Here is a 25,758-nt window from a genome sequence, read left to right as displayed (position 1 = left end):
CACGACGGTTCGACCCAGCGCGAATCCCCCGGACGGGCCGTCACGTCGATGACATCACACGCTCACACCCCAGGGACCAGCCATGCCATCAGGCTGCTGACCAGCAGCGCCGACAGGCCCATCGCGGTGCTCATCGGTGAAATCACTTTCAGGCCTTCCGCCTCCGTCATCCCGCTCATCCGAGTGATCACCCAAAACGCGCTGTCGGTCATCCAGGAAACCGGTTTGCTTCCGGCCCCGATGGCCATGGCCAGGTAGACGGGATGGAAGGGCAGGGTGTCGGCGGTTGCGAAACCTTGCAACACGCCCGCCGCGGTGATCATGGCCACGGTGGCGCTGCCCTGGAGTGTCCGAATCGCCGTGGTGACCGCGAAGGCCAGGGGCAGGAGCATCAGCCCGGCATTGGCATCGACCAGATTTCCGACCGCGGTCGCGATCCCGGCCTGACGGAGCATGGCACCGAACGCCCCGCCGGCGGCCGTGATCAGGATGATGTTGCCAGCCGATGCGAGTGAGCGGCTGACCAGGGTGCGGCGTTTGTCCGGATCGATGTAGCGCACCAGCGCCATCGCGAACGCCAAGCCCAGCGCGATCGCGATGTTCTTGTCTCCAACGAAGCTCAACCACTCGGTCACCTGACTCGGTTCGATTCCGCCGGAGTCGATCAGATAGGCGATGATCGAACCGATCGTGATCAACACCACCGGGACCAGGATCGGCAGCAAGGATTCCAACAACCCGGGGCCCGATTCGGAACGGCCCGCCGGATCCGAAGCGTCCGTCAAAGTGTCGTTCGGAACCACGCTGCCGTCCTTTCCGGCAGGCACCGTGTTTCCGGCGTTTTCATCGTCCGCGTTTTGGGACGGCGATGCGTCGTAAGGCAGGTCTCTCAGCGGGACATCGACAAAGTGATTGATCAAGCGGGCCGAACCCAGGGACAGCACGCTGCTGAAACCTCCAATCACCAATCCGACGCCCAACATCACGCCCACATCCACATCCAGGATTTCCGCGACTTGCAACGGACCGGGGGTGGGTGGGATCAGCGAATGGGCGATGGAACCGCCAGCCAGGATGGCCAGCAGGAACAACACGTAATCCTTGCCCACCACGCGACGCAGGGATCGTGCCAGGGGGACCATCAGGTAGAACACGGTGTCAAAGAACACCGGGATCCCAATGATGAACGAGCTGAGCGCGAGTGCCTCCGGGGATCGTTTCGGTCCGGTCCAACGGAGCATGCGGTGGACGATGGTCGCCGCCGCGCCGGATTCGCTCAGGCAGCCCCCGATCACACTGGCCAGCGCGATCAGGATGCCGATCTTGCCGGCGGTCACACCGAATTCGGTCGTCAGCCGGGTCACCGGGCTGCTGGTCCGGAAGGACTCCGCCGCCCGCGCGGTCCACTGTCCCGCTTCGATTTTGCTTTGAGCGTACTGATCGAGCGCCGAACGGTCGGTCATTCCGGCAACCAGGACGCCGGCCAACAGCAGCGTCAGGAACGCATGGAGCCGAAAAACAAGGATTGCGACCAGAACGACGCAAACCGACAGTCCGACGATCAACCAAATGTTCATGCGGGTTCCGATGTTCCGGTGCGAGGCGGGTGTTCAGATGCGAGGCGGGGAGGGAGACGGAGCATTCCCCGTCTCCCCAGCAGGCCGAACGCTTGGCCGACGCCTCTGCCGAGCAACCGCACCGCGGGGGTGAAGGCCGGGCGGGGCGCGGGGCTGGACAGGTGACTCGGCAGGTGGCTCGGCAGGGGATGCGCCGGCGAAGCGGAGCGGCCGGGGGAGGCCGGCCGACCGCGTTCTGCGTCAATTGGTCGATCTAGGCGACCGGCCGTTTGGGGCCTACAGTATGCCGTAGCAGACCCTAACAGATCAGCGAGCGCTCCTGGCGCATGGAAACTTTGCCTGCGTCAGTGTCTCGTGGTCCCTCCAATCCTTCCGATCGACAAATCACGTGTCCGATTCTAGCCACGAGCCGTCATTTTTTCTGAAGCACGAATTCGCGATCCGGCGCCTGCATTCGCTGCTTGGGATCATCCCGCTGGGGCTGTACATGGTGGTCCACCTGACCACCAATGCCAGTTTGTTGAATGGTCCGGAAACGTTCCAGCGAGCGGTGTACCTGATTCACAGCCCCGGAAAACTGCTGCCGTTGATCGAATGGGGCTTCATTTTCCTGCCGTTGATCTTCCACGCCGGGATCGGGATTTGGATCACCAAGAACGCGCACCTGAATAGCGGAAAGTACCAGTTTACCAGCAACCGGCGGTATTCCTGGCAACGGTGGACCGGGATCATCGCGCTGGTGTACCTGTTTTTGCACATCATGCACCTGCACGGCGGTTTCCACGCCGAATGGTGGTTGGCGGCGATCGACCGCTTCGGGTTGGGACAGTTCCGGCCGTACAACGCCGGCAGCAGCCTGGTTCTTGCGATGAATTTGGGCTACGGCATCGTGTGGCCGGTCATTTACCTGTTGGGGGTTCTGTCGCTGGTCTACCACTTCATCAACGGTTTGTGGACGGCGGGAATCACCTGGGGGCTGTGGATTTCTCCCCAGGCACAGGCCCGTGCCACCAAGGTCTGTGTGGTGTTGGGGGCGATTTTGACGGTTATCTCGTTGAGCGCCTGGGCCGCAGCGGTTTTCCCCAGCGATGCCGATGCGGTTGAGATGCGGGCGGTCGAGGACCGGATGTACGAGGCCGGCGTTGAATCGGGAATGGTTCCCGAGATGGAGGAGAAACGCTGGCACGACTCGTCGGAGATCGAGGAAGAGATCGAAATCGAGGAGAACGTTCAGGTGTCTCGCGGCCAGGAAGCCCCCGCGGCCTGAGAGGTTTTCCCTCGCACCGACACATGTCGGCGGCGAACGAGCCCACTGATTCATGCACTTTTTCACACACTGATCTGTTATGGCTAAGAAGCGCGTTGTTGTCGTTGGCGGCGGACTGGCGGGGTTGTCCTCGACCATGAAGCTGGCGGAATTGGGGATTGAGGTCGATCTGATCAGCCTGACCCCGGTCAAACGCTCGCACAGCGTTTGTGCCCAAGGCGGCATCAACAGCTGCAACGATCAGACCCGCCAATTGGGCGACGACGAATGGAAGCACTTCGACGATACCGTCTACGGTGGTGACTTTCTGAATCACCAGCCGCCGGTCAAGGAAATGGCCTACTGGGCGCCCAAGGTGATCGATCTGATGGACCGTTTGGGCGTTCCGTTCAACCGCACGGGCGAAGGCTTCATCGACCGTCGACGGTTCGGCGGCACCCTTTACAAACGCACCGCTTTCGCCGGCGCGACCACCGGCCAACAATTGCTTTACGCCCTGGATGAACAGGTCCGTCGCCGCGAAGCGGAAGGCATGGTGCGGAAGTTCGAGTTCTGGGATTTTCTGGGGCCGATTCAAGATGCCAGCGGACGCTGTCGGGGCGTGGTTGCCCAGGACATGGTATCGATGGAGATCCGTGCTTTCCCGGCCGACGCAGTCGTCGTCGCCACCGGAGGATGCGGCCTGGTGTACGGCCGCAGCACGATGAGTGTTTTCTGCACCGGCAGCGCCGCCAGTCGTTGTTTCCAGGCCGGAGCCAAATACGCCAACGGCGAATTCATCCAAGTTCACCCGACCGCGATCCCCGGCAGCGACAAGTTGCGGCTGATGAGCGAATCTGCTCGAGGAGAAGGAGGCCGCGTTTGGGTCCCCCGCAAGCCCCATGACTCCCGTGCGCCGCGCGACATCCCCGACTCGGAACGCTACTACTTCTTGGAAGAACGTTATCCGGAATACGGCAACCTGGTCCCGCGCGACATCGCGACGCGCGAGATCTTTGACATCTGCGTCAACGATGGGCTGAGCGTCGATCCGGAACGGATGTGCGTGTACCTGGATTTGACGCACATCCCCAAAGCCGAATTGGATCGCAAGCTGGGCGGGATTCTGGAGATTTACGAGAAGTTCCAGGGCGTGGACCCGCGGGTGGAGCCGATGCGTATCTTCCCGGCGGTCCACTACAGCATGGGGGGACTTTGGGCCGATTACGTCCGCAGCCACGACGGCGGGCTGGAACCCGGTGCACCCCGCAATCACATGACCAACATCGAAGGCTTGTACGCGATCGGTGAGTGTGATTACCACTACCACGGTGCCAACCGATTGGGTGCGAACTCGTTGCTTTCCTGCATCTTCACCGGTTTATTCACCGGGCCGTCGATTTCCAACTATATCGAAAGTCAGTCTGAAGGGTTCGAAGACGTGGAGGCATCGGTATTGTCCGACGCGGTGTCCAAGCAGCAGCAACGGCACGACCATCTGCTGAGTGCAAATCCCGACAGCGACGAAAATCCCTACCTGATCCACCAGGAACTGGGTGACGTGATGACGCGGGCCGCGACCGTGGTTCGGAAGAATGATCAATTGCAGAACGCCATCGCCACCGTGAACGAATTGCACGAGCGAGCGATGAAGGTCAATCTGTCCGACACCGGCAGCTGGTCGAATCAAAATGTGATTTTCGCCAAGTCGTTGCAGGACATGTTCCCGATTGCGAAAACGATTTTGCAGGGCGCACTGCAGCGTGACGAATGCCGCGGGGCCCACTTCAAACCGAATTTCCAGAAACCTTCGTTGACGGCCGAAGATCCGGCGGAGCGACGTCGTCAGGCGGAGGAATGGTGCGACGCATTCGAGGCCAATAACGCCAAGTACTTGAAGAGCACCATTGCCGAATACGATTGTTCCACGATGCAACCGAAGCTCAGCTACGAAGATGTCGACACATCTTTGATTCCGCCGCGACCACGACTGTACGGATTGGTCGGTGCGGACATCATCGAAGAGGTCTGGAAAGAGCGGGCCAAGGCCAAGAAGGACGGTCGAGACCTGGCCGAAAGCACGTCTTAGCCGTCAGCAGACCCGTGCGGTGGGCCGCCGCCGCATCCGTGGTCCGCACCCAAAGCCCCGCTGCCCCATCCATTGATTCCCATTTTGATCATCCAAAGGTCAACGAATGATTGCCCTGGACCCCGCCGAGAAGAAACGTCCTGAGTTCATCAAAGTCCGCGTGAAGCGACAAGATGGCCCCGGCAAAGATCCCTATTGGCAACTGTTTCAGATCAAGTACGAGCCGGAGTTGAACATCATCAGCGTGTTGCAGCGAATTGCGGCGCTGGCGACAACGTCCGACGGCAAGAAAGTTGCCCCCGTCGCCTGGGATTGTGGGTGCCTGGAAGAGGTCTGCGGTTCCTGCACCATGCAGATCAACGGACGCGTGCGGCAGAGTTGCAGTGCCCTGGTCGATCGCCTGCTGGAGGAGAACGACGACGAACTGGTGCTGGAGCCGATGAGCAAGTTTCCGGTGATCCGAGATCTGATCGTCGATCGCAAGCGACTGTTCCGTGCATTGCAACGGGTCAAGGCGTGGGTCCCAGTGGACAGCTACTACGACATGGGGTCCGGTGAGCGGCAACTGCGTTCGACGCAGGAACAGAATTATCCACTCAGCCAGTGCATGAGCTGTGGATGCTGTTTGGATGCTTGCCCGCAGTACGGAAAGATCGAGCTGGAACAGCGAGAGGGAGAATCGGACGAAGCCTTCCAAGCGAGAGAGCTGGAGGCGTTCGACGAAGGATTTGTCGGACCACACGCGATTTCGCAGGCCATGTTGTTCAACAATCATCCGACCGGAAAGGCGTTGGCCGGTGAGCGATTGGATGCGTTGACCGGGCCCGGCGGAATTCAGGTGTGTGGCAACGCGCAGAACTGCGTTTCGGTTTGTCCGAAGGAGATTCCCTTGACCACATCGATCGCACGCGCCGGGCGGGCAACGACTGTCCACATGATCAAAAAGTGGTTTGACAGATAGGGATGTGGCTGCCGGCCGAGGCGGGCGAACCGAACCGGCGTTGCTCCGGGGCGGTCACGCAGGCCTCATGCGGACACGTCACACGGGCGCGGCGCCGTCGGGTAAATTGTTCCCGCCATGATGGCGATCACTTCCCGACGTTCGCTCCTCCGACCACGTTCCCCCGATGCCGACCTTTCGATCGTACGCGATCCTCTGCACTCTGTTTGCCGTGACCGGTCTGGTCGTCGACGGCCTTCCGGCACAGGAGACCTATCCGGTCCACCCTGATTCTCAGCGCAAGCCGGACGTCCCCAAGGGAGCGGTTCATTCGTTTCGGTTCGAGTCCAGCAAAGTCTTTCCGGGAACGCTGCGCGACTACTTTGTCTACGTCCCCGCCCAATACCGCGCCGAGAATCCGGCCGCGTTGATGGTGTTCCAGGACGGAAAAAACTACGCGCGCGAGCAAGGCGTTTGGCGTCTTCCCGTTGTATTCGACAATTTGATTGCCTCGGGCGACATGCCGGTGACGATCGCGGTGTGTGTCAATCCGGGCGTGGTGCCGGCAGGAACGGAAGGCCAGGACCGTTTCAATCGCAGCTTGGAATACGACACGGTCAGCGATCGCTACGCGACTTTCCTGGTTGATGAACTGTTGCCGGAAGTTCAAGAACGCTATTCGATCACTCAGGATCCGAATCTTCGCGGCATCGGCGGCAGCAGCAGCGGGGCAATTGCGGCGTTCGGGGTGGCGTGGCATCGGCCGGACCAATTTCGCCGGGTGTTCAGCACCGTCGGTACATTTGTCGGACTGCGCGGCGGCAACGAATACCCCACGCTGATCCGCAAGTGCGAACCGAAACCGCTTCGCGTGTTCCTGCAAGACGGATCCGGCGACCAAAACATCTACGGCGGGAACTGGTGGACCGCCAATCAGACGATGTTGTCCGCGCTGCAGTGGGCCGGCTACGAAGTCCAACATGAATGGGGCACCGGAGGACACAATGGCAAGCACGGCGGCGCGATCTTTCCTGACGCGATGCGTTGGCTTTGGAAAGACGCGGATCAGCCGATCAAGACGGACATTTCCGAGCATCCGGAATTGATGGATCGATTGCTTCCCGATCAGGACTGGCAACTGGTCAGCAGCGGTCACACCTACACCGAAGGCCCCGCGGTTTCGCCGGACGGAGACGTCTTTTTTGTCGACACCAAGCAGGGTGAGATCTGGCAGATCGAGAATCCGGTCGATGATCAGCCGAAGGTCAGCCGATTTGCAGAGTTGGAAGGCGTCAACGGATTGATGTTCGACGCCGAAGGCAATCTTTACTGTGCATGCAATGCGACGAGAAAGATCGTTCAAATCCGTCCCGATGGTCAGCAAGTCAGTTTGGCCAGCGGAGTCGCCTGTAACGATCTGGTGGTGGTCAAGCATGGGATCTACGTCACGAACCCCCTGGAGCAAACGATCTCCTACCTTCCCTTGCCACGGGGCAAGGACGACCAGGCGTCACCGAGACGCTTGGTGACCGCCGCGCGGGGGCCGAACAAGCCGAACGGTTTGATCGTGACGCCCGATCAGCGTTTCCTGCACGTCGTCGATGCGGATGGACGTTATGTCTGGTCCTACGGAATCGAATCCGACGGGTCACTTTCGGCCGGACAACCCTACGGTTACCTTCATTTGCACGAGGATTCACTCAAGACCGGAGCGGACGGGGCAACGATGACCGCCGACGGCTCGTTGATTGTCGCCTCGCGTTTGGGCTTGCAGATTTTCGACCAGCCCGGCCGCGTGCATGTCATTACCAGCCGGCCGGCAAGAACGGGACCGCTGAGCAACTGCGTGTTTGCCGGCCCGGAATTCAAAACGCTGTTCGTGACGGCGGGAAAGCAGGTGTACCGCCGCAAGACCGCGATGACCGGAATCGCTCCTTGGCAGCCGGCGGTCACTCCGCCCAAACCGCGACTTTGAACGATGCCCGATGGTTGGGAAACCACCGGACCTCCCTCTCGCACCTTGCTGACTTCCACACTCCGTCGTTGTTCGACCATGACGCCTGTTTCACTTGGACTGGATTTCGGAACCGAATCCGTACGTGCCGTGTTGATCGACGCGGGCGGGGCCGAATTGGGCGTCGGTACTTCGGCGTATCGGCACGGGCAGATCACGAAGACGCTGCCGCAGGGCGGCGATCCGCTGCCGGCCGAGTATGCGTTGCAACATCCGGAGGATTGGATCGAATCAGCCGCCCAGGCGACACGCCATGCGTTGTCGCAGGCAAAGATCAAAGCGGACGCGGTCGTCGGCATCGGAGTCGACTTTACCAGTTGCACGATGTTGCCGACCAAGTCCGACGGAACGCCACTGTGCCTGCTGGAGTCTTTCCAAGGCGTCCCGTTGGCCTGGCCAAAGCTTTGGAAACATCACGGTGCCCTGTCGCAGACCGAGCGGATGAACGAGCTTGCGCGGCAGCGCGGTGAGTCCTTTCTGGACCGCTACGGCGGCATCATTGGTTTGGAGTGGTTTTTCCCCAAGATGCTGGAAACCATCGAGCTCTCACCGGAAGTCGCGGCGGCCGCGGAAGTCTGGTTGGAAGCGGGTGACTGGTTCGTTTGGCGACTGGTCGGTTGCGAAGCGGAGGTTCTGCCGCGGTCCACGTGCCAGGCCGGGTACAAGGCGCTGTGGTCCGCTGAAGACGGCTACGCTTCGGAGGCTTACTTGGACGCGGTCCACCCGGAACTGGGCCGGGCGGCGAGAACGAAGATGCCCGGTCGGCTGCTGTCACCCGGAGAAACCGCGGGGACGTTAACGGCAGAGATGGCCGATCGGTTCGGCTTGACGCCCGGGATTGCGGTTTCCGCCGCGACGATCGACGCGCATGCGGCGGTTCCCGGCGTCGGAGCGGCCGAGCCGGGAACTTTGGTGATGGTCCTTGGGACCAGTAGTTGCCACATGTTGAATTCGGGAAGCGGGCACCCCGTCCCCGGCGTGGCGGGCATCGTGCGCGGTGGCATTTTGCCGGGAATGTATGGCTATGAGACCGGCCAGGCTGCCGTCGGCGACGCGTTCGCCTGGCTGTTGCGACTATTGAATTTAAAATCGTTTCATGAATTGACCGACCGGGCGATGTCGCTACCGCCCGGAGCTGATGGCGTGATGTGTCTGGACTGGATGAACGGATGCCGAACGCCGTTGATGGATGGTAGCCTGCGGGGCGCGTTCACCGGGCTGACGCTGGCCCACGATGGGGCACATCTTTACCGGGCATTGTTGGAAGCTTCCGGTTTTGGGCTGCGATGGATCGTGGACGTCTTGCGCGACGGGGGCGTTGCCGTTGATCGCTTCGTTGCGACCGGCGGTTTGCCCCATCACAACCCCGCCGTCGTCCAGGTCTATGCAGACGTGTTGGGCGAGACGATCGAGATCCATCCGTCCGAGCAAGGGCCGGCGGTCGGGGCGGCCGTGTTGGGAATGGTCGCCGCGGGAGCCCAGCGATCCGGGTTTGCTGACGTCACGGAAGCTTCCACCGCGATGGCGGCAATCCCCCACGAACATCGACAGTTTGTGTTTCCCAATCCTGATCACCAGACGCAATACGATGGCCTGTACCGGCAGTATCGCGTGTTGGCCGATGTGATGTCGCAAGGACGCTCCTGATCCCGGGCCGGAAATGAAGTCGGTCTCCGGTCGGTCGTGTTTTACGTGCGTCCAAACCGCGAATTGAATCGTCGGCAGACCCGGGTCTGCCATTCACCCGCCAGTATCCTCTGAAATTCGCCGGCGTCCTCCTGGACCGGTGCTGCTACCCATGACCAAAACCGTTTCGCTGATCGCCTCCGGTGACCTTCGTGAATCCGCTAACCAGGTTTGTTGGGAGGCGCAGAGAGAGATGGAGGCTGCCCTCGGACGGGCAATCGAAAAACATGGCTTTCAGGTGAAGCGTGCTCACGCATTTGATGCCGATCGTGGACACGGCTTCATCGCATCGCAACGGGAAGGGATCGAGGTGTTTCGGGGGATCGATCCGGAGAGCCCGCTGGTGGTCGCGGAGGCCGTGTGGCAGTACTCGCATCACGTTCTAGCCGGTTTGACGTCTCACCGCGGGCCCATCCTGACCGTTGCGAATTGGTCCGGGCAATGGCCGGGGCTGGTCGGATTGTTGAACTTGAACGGCTCTCTGACCAAAGCCGGAGTCGAATACAGTTCGCTTTGGAGCGAAACCTTCGACGACGCGGAATTTGAAGAAAAGCTGGGAGATTGGTTGCACTCCGGCCGTGCCAGTCACGAAACGTCCCACGTGCGACCGTTCGATCCGTCCGCCGCCGATCGTCGGGCGGTCGAGGTCGGCCAGAGTGTCGCCGAAAAGTTGCGCCGAGAAAAAGCGATCATGGGAGTGTTCGACGAAGGCTGCATGGGAATGTTCAACGCGATCATTCCAGATGCCTTGCTGAACCCAACCGGTGTGTTCAAGGAACGACTGAGCCAGTCCGCGCTCTACTACGAAGCGAAACAGGTTTCCGACCAGGAAGCCGGCGCCGTTCGGAGCTGGTTGGACCAGGCGGGAATGACTTTCCATACCGGTCCCAACCACGAAACCGATTTGACCGATCAGCAGATTCTGGACCAATGTCGGATGTACATTGCGGCGGTGCGTCTGGCCGATGACTTCGGGTGTGACTTGATCGGAATCCAGTATCAACAGGGTTTGAAAGATCTGTTGCCGGCGAGTGATTTGGTCGAGGGGATGCTGAACGATTCCAACCGGCCGCCGGTTCATTCGCGTGACGGGGCTCGCGAATTGTATCCCGGTGTCCCGTTGACCCATTTCAACGAAGTCGACGAATGTGCGGGCTTGGACGGATTGCTAACCCAACGCGTGCACGCGGCCCTGGGACAACCGGTCGAGAATACCCTGCATGACCTACGCTGGTCCGACCGGGACCGGAGCGGAACGGTGGAGGATGAAGTCTGGGTGCTGGAGATCAGCGGCGCCGTTCCGGCTTCACACTTTGCCGGCGGCTGGTCGGACGCGGAAGGGTTTCGCCAACCTCCCATGTACTTTCCTTCCGGTGGCAGCACGATCCGCGGGGTGTCCAAGCCGGGCCATGTGGTTTGGTCGCGGATCTTTGTTCAAGACGATCGCTTGAAGATGGATTTGGGGCTCGCGCAATCCATCGAACTGCCTCGGGAAGAAACCGAGCGACGCTGGAACAGCACGACACCCCAGTGGCCGATCATGCATGCCGTCCTGCAAGGCGTGTCACGGGACCAGATGATGGCCCGCCACAAGGCGAACCACATCCAGGTGGCCTACGCGGACTCCGCGGAGGACGCTCACAGGGCGATGGAGGCTAAGGCTGCCGCCGCGGCGGCGTTGGGGATGGAAGTCTTTCTGTGCGGCGACGTTTGAGCCGCGTGTAGCCACCGTCGCCAGACGGTGGTTGGGAAGTTCTCCATGCTCCGGCAAGCGCGGCGGCGGTGCAGGTAGCCACCGTCGCCAGACGGTGGATCGGCTGCGATCGTCAACCACCGGCGCCGATTGTGATGTTTGCGGCGGACGTAAGCCCGCTTGGAGGGCGGGAATCCCACGACCGGCGGCGGAACCGCTAGGAAAAGGGGCACAAACCGGCTTTGTCTGCTATTCTGATGCGGTTCGGACCCTCGGCCCGTCTGAAAAGTCGCAAAACCCCGTCGCTGCCGTCGCAATCGCGGCGGAAAGCCACCTCTGGTGAGCGTCGCAATCCGTTTTCAGCCAGAGCCTGGGATCACCCGCGTCCACGATCGGTGGATGCCGCCATTTTGTCGCTTTCTACGCTCGTGCCGATGAAGATCAAGTGCCCCGGTTGTGCCGCTTTGTTGCAGATCCCCGACACCGCGGCGGGAAAAGTCGTGAAGTGCAAGTGTGGCAAGGCGATGCGTGCGCCTGCTCCGGCCGGCGCCGCGCGGGCTGGCACCGCCCGTTCCTCCGGGGGTCAGGCGGCCACCGCGTCGCGGTCGGCCAGCGGCCCACCCGCTCGTGCGGGCGCTCCCGCGCAGCGACCGCGCGTCTCACCGGGGGTCACGGCTGCCGCAGCGCCCTCGCCCGGCATTTTTGATGAGCTAACGGACACCGACTTGGCGCCGGTCAAGCCGGTTCATTTTCCGGGCAAAACCAATCCGTACGCGGTCAATTCCAGCAAGAGTTCGTCGAAAGCCTTGGAAGATGCGATTTCGGGAGGCGATCGGCGCGGCGACGCGCTGACGATGCAGACCGAGGCGCCCCGGCCACCGTTCCTGATTTTCATCGGGATCGTCAATGCCCTGTGGGCGGTCGCTTATTTCGGGCTGATGATGCTGCTGATCGGATTGTTTTCGATGGTTCCGGCGCTGGAGGAAGAGATTCCGGAAGCCAGCGGCGGCGTGATGTATCTGATTTGTGGTGCGATGGCGATTTTGGGAATTCTTTCGATCGCCACCTGTGTCGCCTGTTTCGTTCGCAGCAAGATTTCCTGGTACATCCTGGTTGTCAGTTACAGCTACGGATTCGCCGACCGTGTGCTGGGATTGATCGGCGACCTCACGGATCCCGATGTTGATATCCGCGTGATGCGTGCCGTTGGTGGCATTCTGGTCGGTATCGGACTTTGGGCCTACATGCACGGCGACGATGTGCGGGCCTACCACGGCACGGAATCCGAGCCGATTTGGAAGATCATCACGTTCAACGCGGTCGGGTTGCTGTTGGGAGCCGGGATCGGCGCCGCGGTCGTTTACATGGCCTGAGCATTCAGACAGAGCCCAGCTGGACGGCGTCATTTTCCATCAATCAACCGTGATTTGCCGTGCAATGAGCGGCGTGGCGTTAGCCGCCGGTTGATGCGAGAGAATCTACGGCTAGCGAAGCGGCTCAGGCAAAATGGCAATGCCCAGTTAGTCAGTTGATTTCTTCGCCGTGCACGCGCCACCAACCGCGTGCATCATCGACGGTCCAAGGGAACAGGGCGATCAAGCGGTCCAGATCTTTGGCCAGGTCGTCAATCGTCTGGTAGCGGTCTTCGGCCCGTTTGGCCATGCATCGCCGCACGAGCGCGTCGATTTGACGCGGGACTGTTTCGTCCCGGTGCACCCCAATGCTGATCGGGTCTTCGGTCAGAACCAGTGCGAATAGCGATTCAGGGTCCGATTCCAAGTAAGGTGGTCGTCCGGCGAGCAGGAAGTAGGCGACGCAACCGACCGAGTAAATGTCCGATCGCGGATCGATCTTGTTCGGTTCGCGGTAGCGTTCGGGGGCCATGTACATCGGCGTGCCCGCCCAAATGGTTTCGGTGGTCTGGTAAGCATCGATATCGGTTTGCAACGGTTTCGCCAGACCGAAATCGAACACGACGGCCCAATCGCCGACGGATGCGTCCAAAGACAACATCACGTTTTGGGGTTTGATGTCCCGATGGACCAATCCCAGGTGATGCGCCTCACCGAGCGAATCACAGATTTGTCGGAGCACGTACAGCGCGCGGCCGTACTCCTGATAGCCGCTGCGTGCGACGACGTCGTCCAACGTAATCCCGCGCAGGAATTCCATCACGCAATATGCTTCGCCGTCATCGTTGCGACCGTAATCGTAGATGGTCACGGTGTGGGGACTGCTGAGCGAAGCGGCTAACTTTGCTTCGCGATCGAACCGCAATTGGTCTTCCTCGTTGCCCCGGTCGCCGCGGAGAACCTTCAATGCGGTGTCTCTTCCCAGTTGGGTGTGACGCGCCTTGTAGACGACCCCCATGCCGCCGCTCCCCAGTTCCTTGATCAACTCGTATCGGCTAAGCGGGTGTACCGCGGCCTGGCTCATCACCGTTCGTCGGGCGATGCGGGCGGCCGCGATCAGAGCGGTGATCGTCAACAGCATTCCCAGAATCACAAACCCCAGCAGCACAATGCCTGCCGTTTCAAAGGTGTTGCTGTACGTTCGTTCGACGATGACGCCCAGTTCCCAGTCTGCGAGCCACCGCCAGGCACCCACGACGGGAGTCCCGGCGTAGTTGCGATAGCCGTCCATGCGCAAACCGTCGTCGCTGGAGGTGACGCGGGCGACGGCGTAGGTCAACGGCTGGACCGTCCGGGATTCGTTGGGCAAGCTGGAACGCGGCGTTTCCTTCCCGGGGTCGGTGACGCGCATCCGGTCCGCGATGAACTCAACCTCATCGGGGGTGCCGGACGCACCGATCCACAGCAATGCCGAGGGGCTGTTGGTCACCATCGTGCCGTCGCCATTGACGGCATAGACGTCCAGACGACCCGGTACCGACGCTTGGCGAAAGATTTCATCGAATTCGTCAAACATTCCGAATCCGCGAATCAACATCGACGCGACAATCCGATCGTCCTGCGAGTAGACGGGAACGATGATCGCCATGACCGGACGGTCGGTTTCGGGGATGAAACCGGAGTCATCCGGCTTGAGGATCTCCGGGCCGAACAAAACTGTTTCCCCACGCATTGCCAACGCCAATTTGGCGGCACCATCGGGCGCGACCGTTCCTCCGACGTCGGCGCGATCGTCCAGCCAACTGGCAACGATCATCCCCGTCCTGTCCCAGACGACAAACTTGATGTCCTCCCGTTGCGACAGAGCGACCAATTGCTCCTTGATCTGTTCGGTCTGGGGGGCTTGTTTGAGCTTTTCGACCGGCTCCTTTTCGTCCGCAATTTCAATCAGTTCCAGGATGGCATCGCGGACGTCCGGCTGGCGGCTCCAGGATTGGACCAACCTCGCCTGGTCATCCAGAAACCGATCAATGCTGACCGAGACGCTGTCGGCGATTCCAATCACCTCGTTCGCAGCCGCATTCCGCAACACGTTGGTGACTTTGTGGTAGGTCCACCATCCCATCAGAGCCGTCGGCAAAATCGCGGCCAGCCACAGCCATCCTGAATTGAAACGCCGCTGTCGCCGGACACGATACTTCCACAATCCTGCCGCCGCGTTGGGCGCGTTGATCGAATCCTTGCGGTAACGCTTTCCGGCGTGGGTCCGATTGGGTCCCCGTTGTGTCAGAGCACCGGAACCGGGCAAATTGGACCGCGTCGAATGCGAATGCGCCGGCCGTGCATCACCAACCACTTGACGCTGTCCCCCCGCGGACTTGAGGGGCTGATCTGCGGACGGTAGAAAGGGCGCGACGGAAGCCGACGCGTTCTCATCGTCGGTTGTTGCTTGGCCGGGGCGTCGACTCGCCGATTCGGAATCGCTCGCTTCACCCGTTGATGGCAAAGGTGGTGGCTTGGCAGCGTTGCCCTCGATTCGCGCACTCTCTTCATCGTGCTCTTCAAGCAGCGAGAGCACTTCGTCGATCAATTCCTGGTCGTCGCCCACCTGCGATTGAAGGTAGGCGACCTGCTCATCGGCAGGCAATTCCTCGACGGCAAGAAACAACTCGCGTAGGCGCGCGTAACGCTCCGAATCCATCAACGCTTCTCTTGCGCCGGCGGGGAATCGGCTTCGCCGGTATCATCCTCGGCGGAAGGACCGTCAGAATCACGGCGCAACTCGCGTCGCATCCAGGCTCGGCTCATCGCCCACTCCTTCTCCACCGTTCGCAGTCCCAGTTTCATTTCGGCGGCGATTTCTCGCATCGTCATTCCGCCGAAAAACCTCAACTCGACGATTTTCGACTGTCGCGGATTCAAAACCGCCAAGCGTTGCAGCAATTCGTCCAGGGCGACGATATCTTCATCTCGATTGAGTTCGAAGGTGACATCGTCATGCAGTTGTTTCCGCTCCCAGCCGCCGCCACGCTTGAGCGATTGAACCTTGCGGGCGTGATCGACCAAGATCCGTCGCATGACGGTCGCACCGATCGCAAAAAAATGCGTCTTCCCCTGCCAGTTGATTCGCGAATGATCCACCATCCGCATGTAGGCCTGATGGACCAGCGAGGAACTGCTCAACCGGTGCCGCAGGGGTTCGTTCTGGAGAAATCGCGACGCCAACCGGTGCAAGTCATCGTACATCACCGAGAACAGCCGGTCGGTCTCAGCTTCGGTGCCGTCCTGGCTGCGATTTAACAGTTCGGTGACAGACGTCATGGCGCCGCGCTTTTGGAATCGGGCAAGAACCGACAACTTGTCGTCAGCGGCGTCCTCGGATGGACGCACGCCCCCCCGGTGATTGTACCCGATCGGACATTCGCCAGGGCCTGGTGGAAGGCCCGCTATCAAAGAATGACAGCCGCCCCGGAAAGGGTGCCTGTCCGGAGCGGTTGCAGCTGGCCAAATTCGCCACAGCATGGAGATCCGCGACGGGTCGATGCGAGTTCTCAGACGTGAAAACAGCCGTGTTCATTCCTCCGGCTTTTCCCGCCGAAAGACGGCGACAATGTCCTCCACCGGGACGACGAACAGTTGGTTGTCGTGCTCCAGGTCGACCGGAACCGCGTTCTTGGGGTGGAACAGAATCTTGTCGTACTGCCGCAGCGGCAGTTCTTCGTCGTTCTCCACCACGGCGCTGATCGTGACAATGCGGCCGGTGATGGTGGGAATTTCCGCGGCGTCAGGCAACGCGATCCCGCCGCGTGTTTCTCGCTTCGGTTCGTCCTTTCGAACCAACACTCGGTCGCCGATCGGTTCGACGTATTCAAATGCTGCTTTTGCTTTCTTCTTCTTTTCCATTGCTACTCCGTATCAGCCTGTGAGCTCGCAGGTCGGGTCAGCATAACGAAACAAGTGGTTTCGCTGCCGGATCAATTATCAATCGGTCCGGACCAGAACGCCCGACCTTTTGGCGGCCCAGTCAGCCGGCCCAGTCAGCCGGCCCAGTCAGCCGGGCCTGTCAGCCGGGCCTGTCAAGCGTCGCCCTTGGCGAACCGTCAATCGTTCGATTCGACCTGTTCATAGTTTCATTAGCCACTTCGTCTTCGTACAGCCCGGAGAACATATTGGCCCCGCCTGAAAACTCGCCTCAGCGTGTCGCTGCCATCACCCGAGGCCGTGCTCGGCCCGGCGTGGTGGCACGTTTTCAGCCAGCAAAACGTGGTGGGAACTGCCCAAAACATCGGCAAATGCGGCTGACTTGACCAGGGGCTGTCCCGGGGGTTTGGGCTGTTTGGGGCGAATTCTGCCAACGCTCCCATCGGCGCTGGATGCAGGCCTGGATCCGGCCGATTTAGTCACCAGGCGGTCATTACCTCTCTTCTATCTCAAATCGTGACCCTCAGAATTCATGCGCAAGGACGTCAAACGTTCGATCGTCATTTGGCCAGCCACGGCCGTGCTGTTCGTGGTTTCGCTGTGCGCCTTGGCGATGCAGTCGAGAAACGGCGCAGGATTCCTTGCCGCGGGGGTGGTTCATCTGATCCCGAATCTTCACGGTTGGGTCTTTCGTCATCAATCCGACCCGGTGGACGGAACCCGGCCAGCTGGTAAAGCCTCGATGCCATCATCGGGGACGCGTTGGGCGGATGCTCGGTATCCTCGCGAACTGGACTCCTGGGACAATCTGCCGCCCGAATCCGAGCACCCGCTGCCGGCGGGCATTCCGGCACCGAAGCTGACGCTGCAGTCGGATCTGTTCGGTTTTCCCGTCGCGAGCGATTCGGCATCGGTGCCAACGGAGCAGCGACATCAAAAGCTGGCGACGCGTGAAGGGGAATCAGCCACGGCGTTTGCCGACTTCCCAGAGAACCGGGATGCGGAACAGTGGGCCCGTCCGCTGTTCCAGACCGCGGAAATCAGTTCCGCTGGAAACTTCTCAACTGCGGTCGCCCGCGACGTGGCTGACCGCGATGTTGCCCCAGGCGAAGACTTCGGTGACGACATCTCGCTGCCCCCGCTGGATGTGATGGATGACGACACGACTTCCCCGGTGGACACTCTGGTCGGCGGATCGTCTCCCGCGCTAAGATCTCCGGGGCGACCGGCACGCGTCCTTCCGTCGGATCGGAGGGATTCCGAGGGCGCGGACGTTGCCGCGGTCAAGTTTCCGAAACGCGGGTTGGCCTCCCCGCGTTCACCGGCTTGGCCGGTTTCAATCGATCTGATTTCCAAGCTGGAAACACTTGATCACCTCGCGAACAGCGACAAGGATTCCGGTCCTGGCTATGCCATGGTTTCCCAGGATTCTCGCAGCCGCGTCGACTCACCCCAATCCCCTAGCGAGACCGAAATCGACGCCCAGGCGGAGAACGATCCGGACATCTCGATCGCGGAATGGTCCCGGACGGTCAAAAGCTTGCTTGACGAGCTGCATTCGGCACGCCGACTTGGGGATTCGAAGGTTGGAGAGGTGTTGTCGGAACTGGATGACTTGCAGCAACAAGCGTCGGTTCGGGCAGAGCGTTTGCGGGCGCGTCGTCAGCAGGTTGCCTGGCTGCAAGCCGCGTATGCGCTTGAGCGTCGGTTGGCGGTCTGGAAACCGATCCACGAAATCAACTCCGGCCAACGTCCGTTGCGGCTGTCAAGCGACAAAGACGTTGCGACGGTTTCCGACTCGATTCGTGTGTTGCGGGAAGCTCTACCAGCAACCGGTGATGTTGACGGTTGGGTGGCATTCCTGTTGTTGGACGAATTGCAGTCGTCCTTTGTCGCCAGTGACGAAGAGACGCGGCGTGAGTTGGCGCAGACCTTTCTGGCGCGACTTCACTGGCCGACATTGGCGCCGGAACACCGCCAGTGGCTGAACGAGCCGGCGGTCCAGGATTTGGCGTCGGCGGTTCGTCCCTGGGCGACCAGCGGGATCGACTATGCGTCGTTGCTTCATCAAATCGAGCGAGCCGAATCGAATTCCATCGATCTGGTGACCGCTGAGATCGCAGAATCGATGCGGGCCCTCAGAGCATCGGATCATCCGCAGGCGAAGCGCTTGGCGAAGAACTTGGATGTGCACTATCGAAACGCGAATCTGCGATTCGCCATCCGCAAGGATTTGATCGCCTATCTGCTGCCGGAAATCCCGCCGCGTGAAGTTCCCGTTCGCACCAACCTGTTGGGAAGTCGCGTGACAGGCATCAGCAGAATTGACAGTGATTTGCAGTTGCGACTGATTCCCGCCAAGCGTCGATGGGAACTGCAACTGGAAACGGTCGGTAACGTCACCACACGTTCGACCGGCTTGCGGGGTCCCGCGGTCTTCAACACCGACAGCGAGAATTCCTTTACCGCAGCGACACCGATCACGGTTTTACCCACCGACGTCAACGTTGGAAGCTCCGTGGTAGACGTTGCCGGTGGATCCAAACTGCGAGACATTCGAACCGACTACGACGGGTGGCCGTTGGTCGGGACTTTGGTGCGGCGAATTGCCGAGAGTGAGTATTGGAAGAATGCACCCTTGTCACAAAGAATTGCCGGCACGCGATTGAGCAACCAGGTCGGGTCGGAGATCGATCAAAGAATCTCGGACAAACTTGCTGACGCGTCCCAGCGTTTCAGCGACTCGATTTTGGGGCCGCTGAATCACCTGCAATTGGACCCGACGGTCATCGATATGGAAACGACTCCGTCGCGACTGGTTGCCCGATACCGAATGGCGGGCGATTGGCAACTGGCGGCAATGACACCGCGTCCGCGGGCGCCTTCGGACAGCATGATGAGCGTCCAGCTGCATCAATCGGCGATCAACAACACCCTGGAACAGCTTGTCCCGCAGCAGGAAATGATGCCGCTGGAGGAAATGTTGCGAGAATGTTATGCGCTTTTGGGCATGCAGCCGCCGGAGCTCAACGAGGACTTCCCTGAAGACGTCTCCGTCCAATTTGCCAGGCACCGTCCGATCACCGTGGAAATCGAAAACGGCAAAGCGTTCATCACGATGCGGATCATTCGATTGCACCAGGGTGACAGGGTTCGATTAAGCAATTTCATCGTGCGTGCCGCCTACAAGCCGAACATCGATGGTTTAGCTGCTTCGCTGGAGCGTGATGGCCATCTGAGCATCAGCGGACCGGGGATGTCGTTCCGCCAGCGGTTGCCGGTGCGGGCGATCTTCAACAAGGTCTTTTCTCCGAATCAGACTTATTCATTGACCGCTCCCGAGTTGTTACAGGAACGCGTGCCGGAAGGCACCCAGATCTCGCAGTTGGAACTGCGCGACGGCTGGATTGGCGTGGCCATCAGTCAGCGGGAATCAGAAGACCGCGTCGCTGGCCGCCCCGCCGTGATTCGGTAGTTTGGTCTCGTTTCGTGAGCGGCGTGGTGCTCGCCGCCGCTACAGAACCGGCGCAAACAGCCGGTAGAACTGTTCTTTCAGACGCGTGACGTTGGAGCGTTCGTGCCATTGCTGTGGCATCAGGCGCGTCGCATCCTGGATGTCCCGCTCAAAATGTTGACGCAGCTGTTCGGCGGGTTCGTCGTCGTACATTGAAACCGCGACTTCGAAATTCAGGCTCAGACTTCGACAGTCCCAATTCGCCGTCCCCACCAGAGACCACTGTCCGTCGACAGTCATCGTTTTGGCGTGAAAGAGCCCTTTTTCGTATTCGTAGATTTCCACGCCGGCATCCAACAGCGGGCCATAAAAGGATCGTCCGGCGTGGTACGTCCAGGCGAAATTGCCCCGGCCGGCGATCATCAAACGCACGCGAACGCCTCGACGTGCGGCGGCGGCCATGCTGATGGCCAGGCCGTCCGGGGGCACGAAAAACGGCGTGGTCATGTCGACGTGGCGTTTCGCCTGTCCGAGGGCGGCAACGGCAAGTTCCAAAAAGGTGTCGACGTCGCTGTCGGGTCCGTCGGCGACGACCTGTGCCCGACTGGAGCCGCGGCGCTCGGGCATCGGATAGAACGTTTCCTCCACCAGCTGTTCTCCGGTGGCGTAAAACCAGTCCTGCGCAAAAACCTGCTGGAACTGTGTGGCTGCGGGGCCGCGAAGGACCAACTGGGTGTCTCGCCAGTGACCGTAGTGCTTGGTGGGATGCAAGTACTCGTGACCAATGTTCATGCCGCCGGTGTAGGCCTCCTGTTGGTCGGTGACGATGATCTTGCGGTGGTTGCGGAGATTCAGCGTCATGATGTGCCAAAACTCGAACCCCGGCGTAAACGACGCAATCTGGACTCCGGCCCGACGCATCGGACGCAGGAATTCTCGGCTCAACAGCATCGACCCGAATCCGTCGTACAGGAATCGGACCCGGACACCCTGTTTGGCTTTTGCGATCAGCAAATCTCGAAGCTTGGTTCCGGTTTCGTCGTTCCGCCAGATGTAGAACTCCAAATGCACCCAGTGCTCGGCGGACTCGATGATTTCCTTCATCCGTTGGAAAGTGGTGTTGGTGTTGGCCGAAAGCTCAATGGCGTTCCCATCCAGCACTTGCATGCCGGTTGATTTTTGCGTCAGGCGGGCGATGGAACCCCAAGGATGCAATTGCGTGTCGGGAATCTTGAAGTCGACCGTCCGCTCGGGCATGCGATGGTCGATGTGGGCCGATGAGAACCGTTTCCGTTCCGAATGCCGTTCCCAGCGCGTGCTGCCGAAGAGCACGCAGGCGAGTGGACCGATGAACGGCAGAAAAATGATCGCCATGATCCAGGCGATCGCGGCGGAACTGTGCACCGTGGGCTTCAACAGTACCCACGGGATCAGTCCCCACGTCAACAGGTAGGCGACGAAGATCGAGATCCAAAGCGTCGAATGGGGCATCAATGTCCGGAGGGAGTCAGATGTTTGCTGCAGCCTTCCTGATGCGGCAAGGGACAGAATGCTGGTGGTGCCCCAATTCGCATCAGCGATTGTGCCGAACCGTGAGGAACTAACGCATCAAGTCCCTGCGGGCGACCGCGAATCCCAGCGGGTCTCGGTTGGCGGCACAGTAGTCCATGATGCGTTGAAATCCGCTGGAGTCCCCCGCCGCGCGGGCACGCTGCGCGATCTCCATCATCAACGGAGTGATCGCCTGGGGAGGGACATCGTCCGGCACCAGCTCAATCGCGGCCTCAATGGCTTCGATGTGGCGTCCGACTCGATCCAAAAGATCCACGTAGGTTTCGATCGCCGCGGTTCCATGTTCCGTCGGGTCGACGGTCCGGGCTTTGCGCTGAAAGACCTTCAAGCCGGCGTCGACGTTTTCACCACGCAAGATGGAGTAGAACGTCGCGTACGCTGGATAAAAGTCCACAAAGGGTTCTTCACCCGGGTACTGGAATTGGTGATGCAACTGTTTCCCGTACTGCGTCAGTTCCCACGCTTTCCGCAATTGGTCCGGCTCGGTCAGCGTCGACGCGATCCGAACGGTCGACGAGAGGTGTGTCGTATCCAGATGGTATCCGCCATCTTTCAGCACCCAAGGACGCTTGGCGATCAGGTCGTACAGCGTTTCATGGTCATCGGGGGCGCTATCTCGGTTGGCAATGTCGGCGCGGACCAATGTGATCAGTTCTTCGTAGAAATGATCCAGCAGCTTTGCCCCGGCCGCTTGGCGATCGGCCTTGCTGCGCTGCGCGATGGCCTGGTCGAACAGCGTGATGCTGTTGCACGTTCCCTGGTGCTCCAAGACGGCTTGAAATCCGCGGCCAACGTCGACGCCCTCGTGCAGCAGAACCCGCAGCATCTCGTCGTAATTGTCGTCGGTGATCGGAACTTCGGCGATCAATCGGCGGATCAGTTCGTTGTCGCCGGTGGGCCGCAGGTACGTCCAGCCTTCGAAGATGCGTCCCGACTTGATCAACATTTCGCCGGTTTCGCGGCAGGCGTCAATCAAACCGGATTCAAGCTTCCGCTCGACGGCTTCCGATCGCTGCGGGTCATTGTCGCCCGACATGAGCGGCAGACCCAATTGTTCTCGAACCAACAGCTTCCGGGCCTCGAACAGTTCCATTGGCAACTGTTCCGATCGGAAGTGTTCCACCAATCGCTGCAGCAATTCGGTGGGAGACTGATCTGCGTCGCGCAACGTTTCAAAGATGGTGCTGACTTGGTTGGACATGGTCTGGTCAAAGATGGGATCGGAGTGAGCAGGCGAGGTAGCGCCAACAGCGTTGATTGAACGCGATGGCAGGCGGGACGAGCGGTCGGTGTCTAGGTGTTACCGTTGCCCGCCGGCCGGTCACCGACTGGCGGCGGCGGCGAGGACAAGCCCTGGGATTCGGCGTATCGATGCAATGCTTCCAACAACGTTTTCAATTCGGCGGCAGCCTGAGGAAGCCGGTTGTCGCTCTGTTCACTCAGGTCGGCCATGGGGCCTTGAATCTCATCGCATTGCTGTTTGACTTTGATCGCCAGGGATTTTGCCGTGCGCAGTTTGGATCGGCAGACGTCCAGCCGCGTTTTGGCTCGGGCGACCCGCTTCTGGGCGTCGGACGCCTGCACTCGGTCGCTGGCCCTGGCAGCCGACTGCTTCCGTTGCAGGTTGTCTTTGGCTTCCGTCAATTCGCGCTCGGCCAATTCCGACTGATGACGCCAATACTGGGGGACCTGGGATCCGAAGTAATCTTCTGCGCGGTGCAGCGACACCTGAATCTCTTGCAAGGTGGTTTGCCAATTGTCCGCCAGCTCCAGCATCTCGTTTCGAAGACGCTGCAAGGATTCGATGTTGCGAACATCGCTGGTGGACATGAACAAAACCCGAAAAGATCGGAGTGCGTGATCGGGGAAAGGAGCGGCCGAGGCCGCCGGATGACACCTAATGCCAAGGTAATCGGATCGGAAAGGACGGCGTGTTGCCGATCCACCGAATCAGCGATTTTCCCACACTTCACGCAATTCCTCTAGCCCCTGGCTCATCGGCACGCGGACGCGGTAGCCCAAATACTGCTTTGCAGCGCCGATGTCAAAGTAATGGTCCTTGGCCAATTGGGCAGCGACGAATCGGGTCATTGGCGGCTCGCTGTTGATTCGCGCCAGACGGTAGGTGTGTTCCAGGATCGAGCCGATCCGGTAGGCGGCGCGGAACGAGATCTGCTTGGTCGGGGCGGGAACGCCGGCCGCTCGGCAGATCGTGGCGATCCACTCCCAGCAGTTCACCGGTTCGTCCTGGGCGATGAAGTACGCCCGTCCTCCAGCTTGTTCCGGATGCTGTCCCAATGCATCCAGAGCATCCAGGTGTGCCGCAGCAGCGTTGACGACATGCACCGTGTCGATGCGGTTGGCGCCATTTCCGACAATTCGAAGTCGCCCGCTGCGCGCTCGCTGGACGACGCGAGCGAGCAAGTGGGGGTCGTCTGCGCCCCAGACCAGGTGTGGACGCAGCGCGCAGGTGTGCAGCGTTCCAACCTGGTGGGCATGGAGCACCGCTTGTTCCGCCAGCGCCTTTGTTTGCGGATACGCGCACAACCAGCGATCGGGATACGGTTCCGATTCGTCCACGCCGCGCTGATGGTCACCATTGAAGGTGACACTGGGGCTGCTGGTGAATACCAGCCGACCGATCTGAGATGCGCGGCAGGCCGCGATCACGTTCTCGGTGGCCAGTGTGTTGCACCGGTAATAGTGCTGGTACTCGCCCCACACTCCGGCGACGGCAGCGGTGTGGATGACGGCATCGACGTCGCGGATCGCCGACAGCGTGAAGTCCCTGTCCGATAGGTCCGCTCGGCGATATTCGACTCCCTGAGACGTCAACTGGGGGTAGTCACCACGCGAGACGCCAACGACCTGGTCACCACGGGCCAACAATTGTCGGGTGATCTCGCCACCCAGAAAACCGGCCGGGCCAGTCACGAGCACGCGCATGAGAAGATTTCAACGTTTTGAAAGCTGGAGGACGAGCAGGCTGAGATCCAGGATCTTCCCGGGGGCGCCGAAATTCGTCAAGCCGAACGGACCGCGATGCCGTCTCGGTGTCGGTCCAACAACGATTCGTCGAAAAGATTCACGTGGTGGAACGGCATCATCACCATGCCGGCGTGATCCAACGTTTGACGATGCAGGGCGTCGCTCAGAAAGTTCGCGCCGTCCAGATGCCGGTCGTAGTATTCCGCTGCGGCGTGCGAGAGTTGCCGCTTCTGTTCGGGGTGCATCAATCGAATTCGACGAATCGCCTCAATCAACCCCTGTTCGCCGTGGAAGCGGATCGCGTTGACCCCGTCGGTAAGAGGCGGTGAGAGGCGGTCGCCATATTCCAGGATCGGAACGACTCCGACCGACATGGATTCGACCAAGTTGTGACAAACCGGCTGCGATGCACCAGGACAACACAGAAAGAATCGATGCGACGCCAACGTCGGGAGCCAATCCTCCGATGCAATCGGATCCGCTTGGCTGTCACGCAGGACGATGCTTTCCTCGTTGCCATCGGCCTGCAAGTCTGTCACCTGGTCGGGGAAGTGACGCCGGACGATCTCCAAAATCTGCAGACGCGGCAGAACGCCAAATTGGTCTGCCATCGAATCCCGTCCGTAACGTGACTTCTGATTTCCGGCGAAAAAAATCCCCGCCTTCGGTTGCTGCCGCCGCTGGTCCAGATGTTCGGGGGTCGCCCGCTGCACATGGACCGGGTGCATCGGATACGGCATCACCGGGACGTCCGGGATCGACTGTCGACCGATCATCATGCGGACGGTCCGGCAGGTGTGCAGGTCACGGGCAACTCGACGCACCGTGTAATCGGTGAAGACCAGTGTCGCATTCGTAAACCGGTCGCGTGGGGCAATCCAACGCACCGATGGTTGTGACAGGAACCGCTGCCCGAGCTTCTTATGAGCAATAGAAGCCAGCAGCCATTTGCTGCAACGAAGGATGACCGGCGACTGGATTCGACGGGCGTGTTCCGCAATGCAGGCGAGGTGCCGGCCACAATCCAGCAGCAGGTCGTCGGTGTACAGATCCAGGCCGATCGATGACCCGAGATCTTCCGTCATCGGATCGACGCCGTGACGCGTGAGATGATGTTTGGCGCGGCGGATTGCCGTCGGGTATCGAAACCAATGCTTCCATCTCATGGCGTTGTCTCCACATGCATCCGGCGCGAACTGTCACCATTCACGTCAAACCGTCTTGGG

The 25,758-nt window shown here is 60.4% G+C and carries 17 protein-coding genes; 8 read left to right on the top strand and 9 right to left on the bottom strand.

The window, feature by feature from the left end:
• Positions 1-62: 62 nt before the first annotated feature.
• On the bottom strand, positions 63-1,577 hold the full coding sequence (locus FYK55_RS03250) for a GntP family permease (RefSeq protein WP_150074842.1): 1,515 nt from the start codon (positions 1,575-1,577) through the stop codon (positions 63-65).
• 388 nt (positions 1,578-1,965) lie between these two features.
• Here FYK55_RS03250 and FYK55_RS03245 point away from each other — a divergent pair, with 388 nt between their 5' ends.
• The 7 genes from FYK55_RS03245 (at position 1,966) to FYK55_RS03215 (ending at position 12,618) form a co-directional block, all read left to right on the top strand.
• Positions 1,966-2,844, top strand: a complete 879-nt coding sequence (locus FYK55_RS03245; RefSeq protein ID WP_150074840.1) for a succinate dehydrogenase cytochrome b558 subunit — start codon at positions 1,966-1,968, stop codon at positions 2,842-2,844.
• Positions 2,845-2,923: 79 nt separating this feature from the next.
• Positions 2,924-4,912: a succinate dehydrogenase flavoprotein subunit gene (gene sdhA / locus FYK55_RS03240; RefSeq protein WP_150074838.1), complete on the top strand. Its 1,989-nt coding sequence runs from the start codon at positions 2,924-2,926 to the stop codon at positions 4,910-4,912.
• Between the two features lie 106 nt (positions 4,913-5,018).
• Positions 5,019-5,873, top strand: a complete 855-nt coding sequence (gene sdhB, locus FYK55_RS03235) for a succinate dehydrogenase iron-sulfur subunit (RefSeq protein ID WP_150074836.1) — start codon at positions 5,019-5,021, stop codon at positions 5,871-5,873.
• A gap of 166 nt (positions 5,874-6,039) precedes the next feature.
• Positions 6,040-7,827, top strand: a complete 1,788-nt coding sequence (locus tag FYK55_RS03230) for an SMP-30/gluconolactonase/LRE family protein (protein WP_150074834.1) — start codon at positions 6,040-6,042, stop codon at positions 7,825-7,827.
• A gap of 78 nt (positions 7,828-7,905) precedes the next feature.
• On the top strand, positions 7,906-9,513 hold the full coding sequence (locus FYK55_RS03225; protein ID WP_150074832.1) for a ribulokinase: 1,608 nt from the start codon (positions 7,906-7,908) through the stop codon (positions 9,511-9,513).
• A gap of 151 nt (positions 9,514-9,664) precedes the next feature.
• A complete protein-coding gene (locus tag FYK55_RS03220) occupies positions 9,665-11,266 on the top strand; it encodes an L-fucose/L-arabinose isomerase family protein (RefSeq protein WP_150074830.1) in 1,602 nt (533 codons plus the stop codon).
• Between the two features lie 413 nt (positions 11,267-11,679).
• A complete protein-coding gene (locus tag FYK55_RS03215; RefSeq protein ID WP_150074828.1) occupies positions 11,680-12,618 on the top strand; it encodes a hypothetical protein in 939 nt (312 codons plus the stop codon).
• A gap of 151 nt (positions 12,619-12,769) precedes the next feature.
• On the opposite strand, the gene FYK55_RS03210 is transcribed toward FYK55_RS03215, so the two are convergent.
• From FYK55_RS03210 to FYK55_RS03200, 3 genes are all read right to left on the bottom strand, one after another.
• Positions 12,770-15,298: a serine/threonine protein kinase gene (locus tag FYK55_RS03210; RefSeq protein ID WP_150074826.1), complete on the bottom strand. Its 2,529-nt coding sequence runs from the start codon at positions 15,296-15,298 to the stop codon at positions 12,770-12,772.
• Positions 15,298-15,918, bottom strand: coding sequence for a sigma-70 family RNA polymerase sigma factor (locus FYK55_RS03205; protein ID WP_150074824.1), 621 nt, complete (start codon positions 15,916-15,918; stop codon positions 15,298-15,300). The genes FYK55_RS03210 and FYK55_RS03205 overlap by 1 nt, the downstream gene beginning before the upstream one ends.
• Positions 15,919-16,170: 252 nt before the next feature.
• On the bottom strand, positions 16,171-16,500 hold the full coding sequence (locus FYK55_RS03200; RefSeq protein WP_150074822.1) for a co-chaperone GroES: 330 nt from the start codon (positions 16,498-16,500) through the stop codon (positions 16,171-16,173).
• A gap of 550 nt (positions 16,501-17,050) precedes the next feature.
• On the opposite strand from FYK55_RS03200, the gene FYK55_RS03195 reads away from it, so the two are divergent.
• Positions 17,051-19,993, top strand: coding sequence for a hypothetical protein (locus FYK55_RS03195; RefSeq protein WP_150074821.1), 2,943 nt, complete (start codon positions 17,051-17,053; stop codon positions 19,991-19,993).
• Between the two features lie 39 nt (positions 19,994-20,032).
• On the opposite strand, the gene cls is transcribed toward FYK55_RS03195, so the two are convergent.
• The 5 genes from cls to FYK55_RS03170 form a co-directional block, all read right to left on the bottom strand.
• Positions 20,033-21,463 carry a cardiolipin synthase gene (gene cls / locus FYK55_RS03190; protein WP_150074819.1) on the bottom strand — a complete coding sequence of 477 codons (1,431 nt, stop codon included), beginning with the start codon at positions 21,461-21,463 and terminating at the stop codon, positions 20,033-20,035.
• Between the two features lie 109 nt (positions 21,464-21,572).
• On the bottom strand, positions 21,573-22,745 hold the full coding sequence (locus tag FYK55_RS03185) for a hypothetical protein (protein ID WP_150074817.1): 1,173 nt from the start codon (positions 22,743-22,745) through the stop codon (positions 21,573-21,575).
• 92 nt (positions 22,746-22,837) lie between these two features.
• Complete coding sequence (locus tag FYK55_RS03180; protein ID WP_150074815.1) at positions 22,838-23,374, bottom strand: hypothetical protein; 537 nt, start codon at positions 23,372-23,374, stop codon at positions 22,838-22,840.
• A gap of 120 nt (positions 23,375-23,494) precedes the next feature.
• A complete protein-coding gene (locus FYK55_RS03175) occupies positions 23,495-24,490 on the bottom strand; it encodes an NAD-dependent epimerase/dehydratase family protein (protein WP_150074813.1) in 996 nt (331 codons plus the stop codon).
• A 77-nt stretch (positions 24,491-24,567) separates the two neighbouring features.
• Complete coding sequence (locus FYK55_RS03170; protein WP_150074811.1) at positions 24,568-25,698, bottom strand: hypothetical protein; 1,131 nt, start codon at positions 25,696-25,698, stop codon at positions 24,568-24,570.
• Positions 25,699-25,758: the final 60 nt, after the last annotated feature.

It is taken from the genome of Roseiconus nitratireducens, assembly GCF_008629675.1.
Taxonomy (GTDB): Bacteria; Planctomycetota; Planctomycetia; order Pirellulales; family Pirellulaceae; genus Stieleria; species Stieleria nitratireducens.
The sequence above is the reverse complement of the archived record's forward strand: the minus strand, read 5'-3'. Positions and strand labels throughout refer to the sequence as shown.

Bases quoted from the DNA above. Each gene is read 5' to 3' on its own strand.
- FYK55_RS03250 (WP_150074842.1), bottom strand. From the start codon at position 1,577: ATGAACATTTGGTTGATCGTCGGACTGTCGGTTTGCGTCGTTCTGGTC.
- sdhA (WP_150074838.1), top strand. From the start codon at position 2,924: ATGGCTAAGAAGCGCGTTGTTGTCGTTGGCGGCGGACTGGCGGGGTTG.
- sdhB (WP_150074836.1), top strand. From the start codon at position 5,019: ATGATTGCCCTGGACCCCGCCGAGAAGAAACGTCCTGAGTTCATCAAA.
- FYK55_RS03230 (WP_150074834.1), top strand. From the start codon at position 6,040: ATGCCGACCTTTCGATCGTACGCGATCCTCTGCACTCTGTTTGCCGTG.
- FYK55_RS03225 (WP_150074832.1), top strand. From the start codon at position 7,906: ATGACGCCTGTTTCACTTGGACTGGATTTCGGAACCGAATCCGTACGT.
- FYK55_RS03220 (WP_150074830.1), top strand. From the start codon at position 9,665: ATGACCAAAACCGTTTCGCTGATCGCCTCCGGTGACCTTCGTGAATCC.
- FYK55_RS03215 (WP_150074828.1), top strand. From the start codon at position 11,680: ATGAAGATCAAGTGCCCCGGTTGTGCCGCTTTGTTGCAGATCCCCGAC.
- FYK55_RS03210 (WP_150074826.1), bottom strand. From the start codon at position 15,298: ATGGATTCGGAGCGTTACGCGCGCCTACGCGAGTTGTTTCTTGCCGTC.
- FYK55_RS03205 (WP_150074824.1), bottom strand. From the start codon at position 15,918: ATGACGTCTGTCACCGAACTGTTAAATCGCAGCCAGGACGGCACCGAA.
- FYK55_RS03200 (WP_150074822.1), bottom strand. From the start codon at position 16,500: ATGGAAAAGAAGAAGAAAGCAAAAGCAGCATTTGAATACGTCGAACCG.
- FYK55_RS03195 (WP_150074821.1), top strand. From the start codon at position 17,051: ATGCGCAAGGACGTCAAACGTTCGATCGTCATTTGGCCAGCCACGGCC.
- cls (WP_150074819.1), bottom strand. From the start codon at position 21,463: ATGCCCCATTCGACGCTTTGGATCTCGATCTTCGTCGCCTACCTGTTG.
- FYK55_RS03185 (WP_150074817.1), bottom strand. From the start codon at position 22,745: ATGTCCAACCAAGTCAGCACCATCTTTGAAACGTTGCGCGACGCAGAT.
- FYK55_RS03180 (WP_150074815.1), bottom strand. From the start codon at position 23,374: ATGTCCACCAGCGATGTTCGCAACATCGAATCCTTGCAGCGTCTTCGA.
- FYK55_RS03175 (WP_150074813.1), bottom strand. From the start codon at position 24,490: ATGCGCGTGCTCGTGACTGGCCCGGCCGGTTTTCTGGGTGGCGAGATC.
- FYK55_RS03170 (WP_150074811.1), bottom strand. From the start codon at position 25,698: ATGAGATGGAAGCATTGGTTTCGATACCCGACGGCAATCCGCCGCGCC.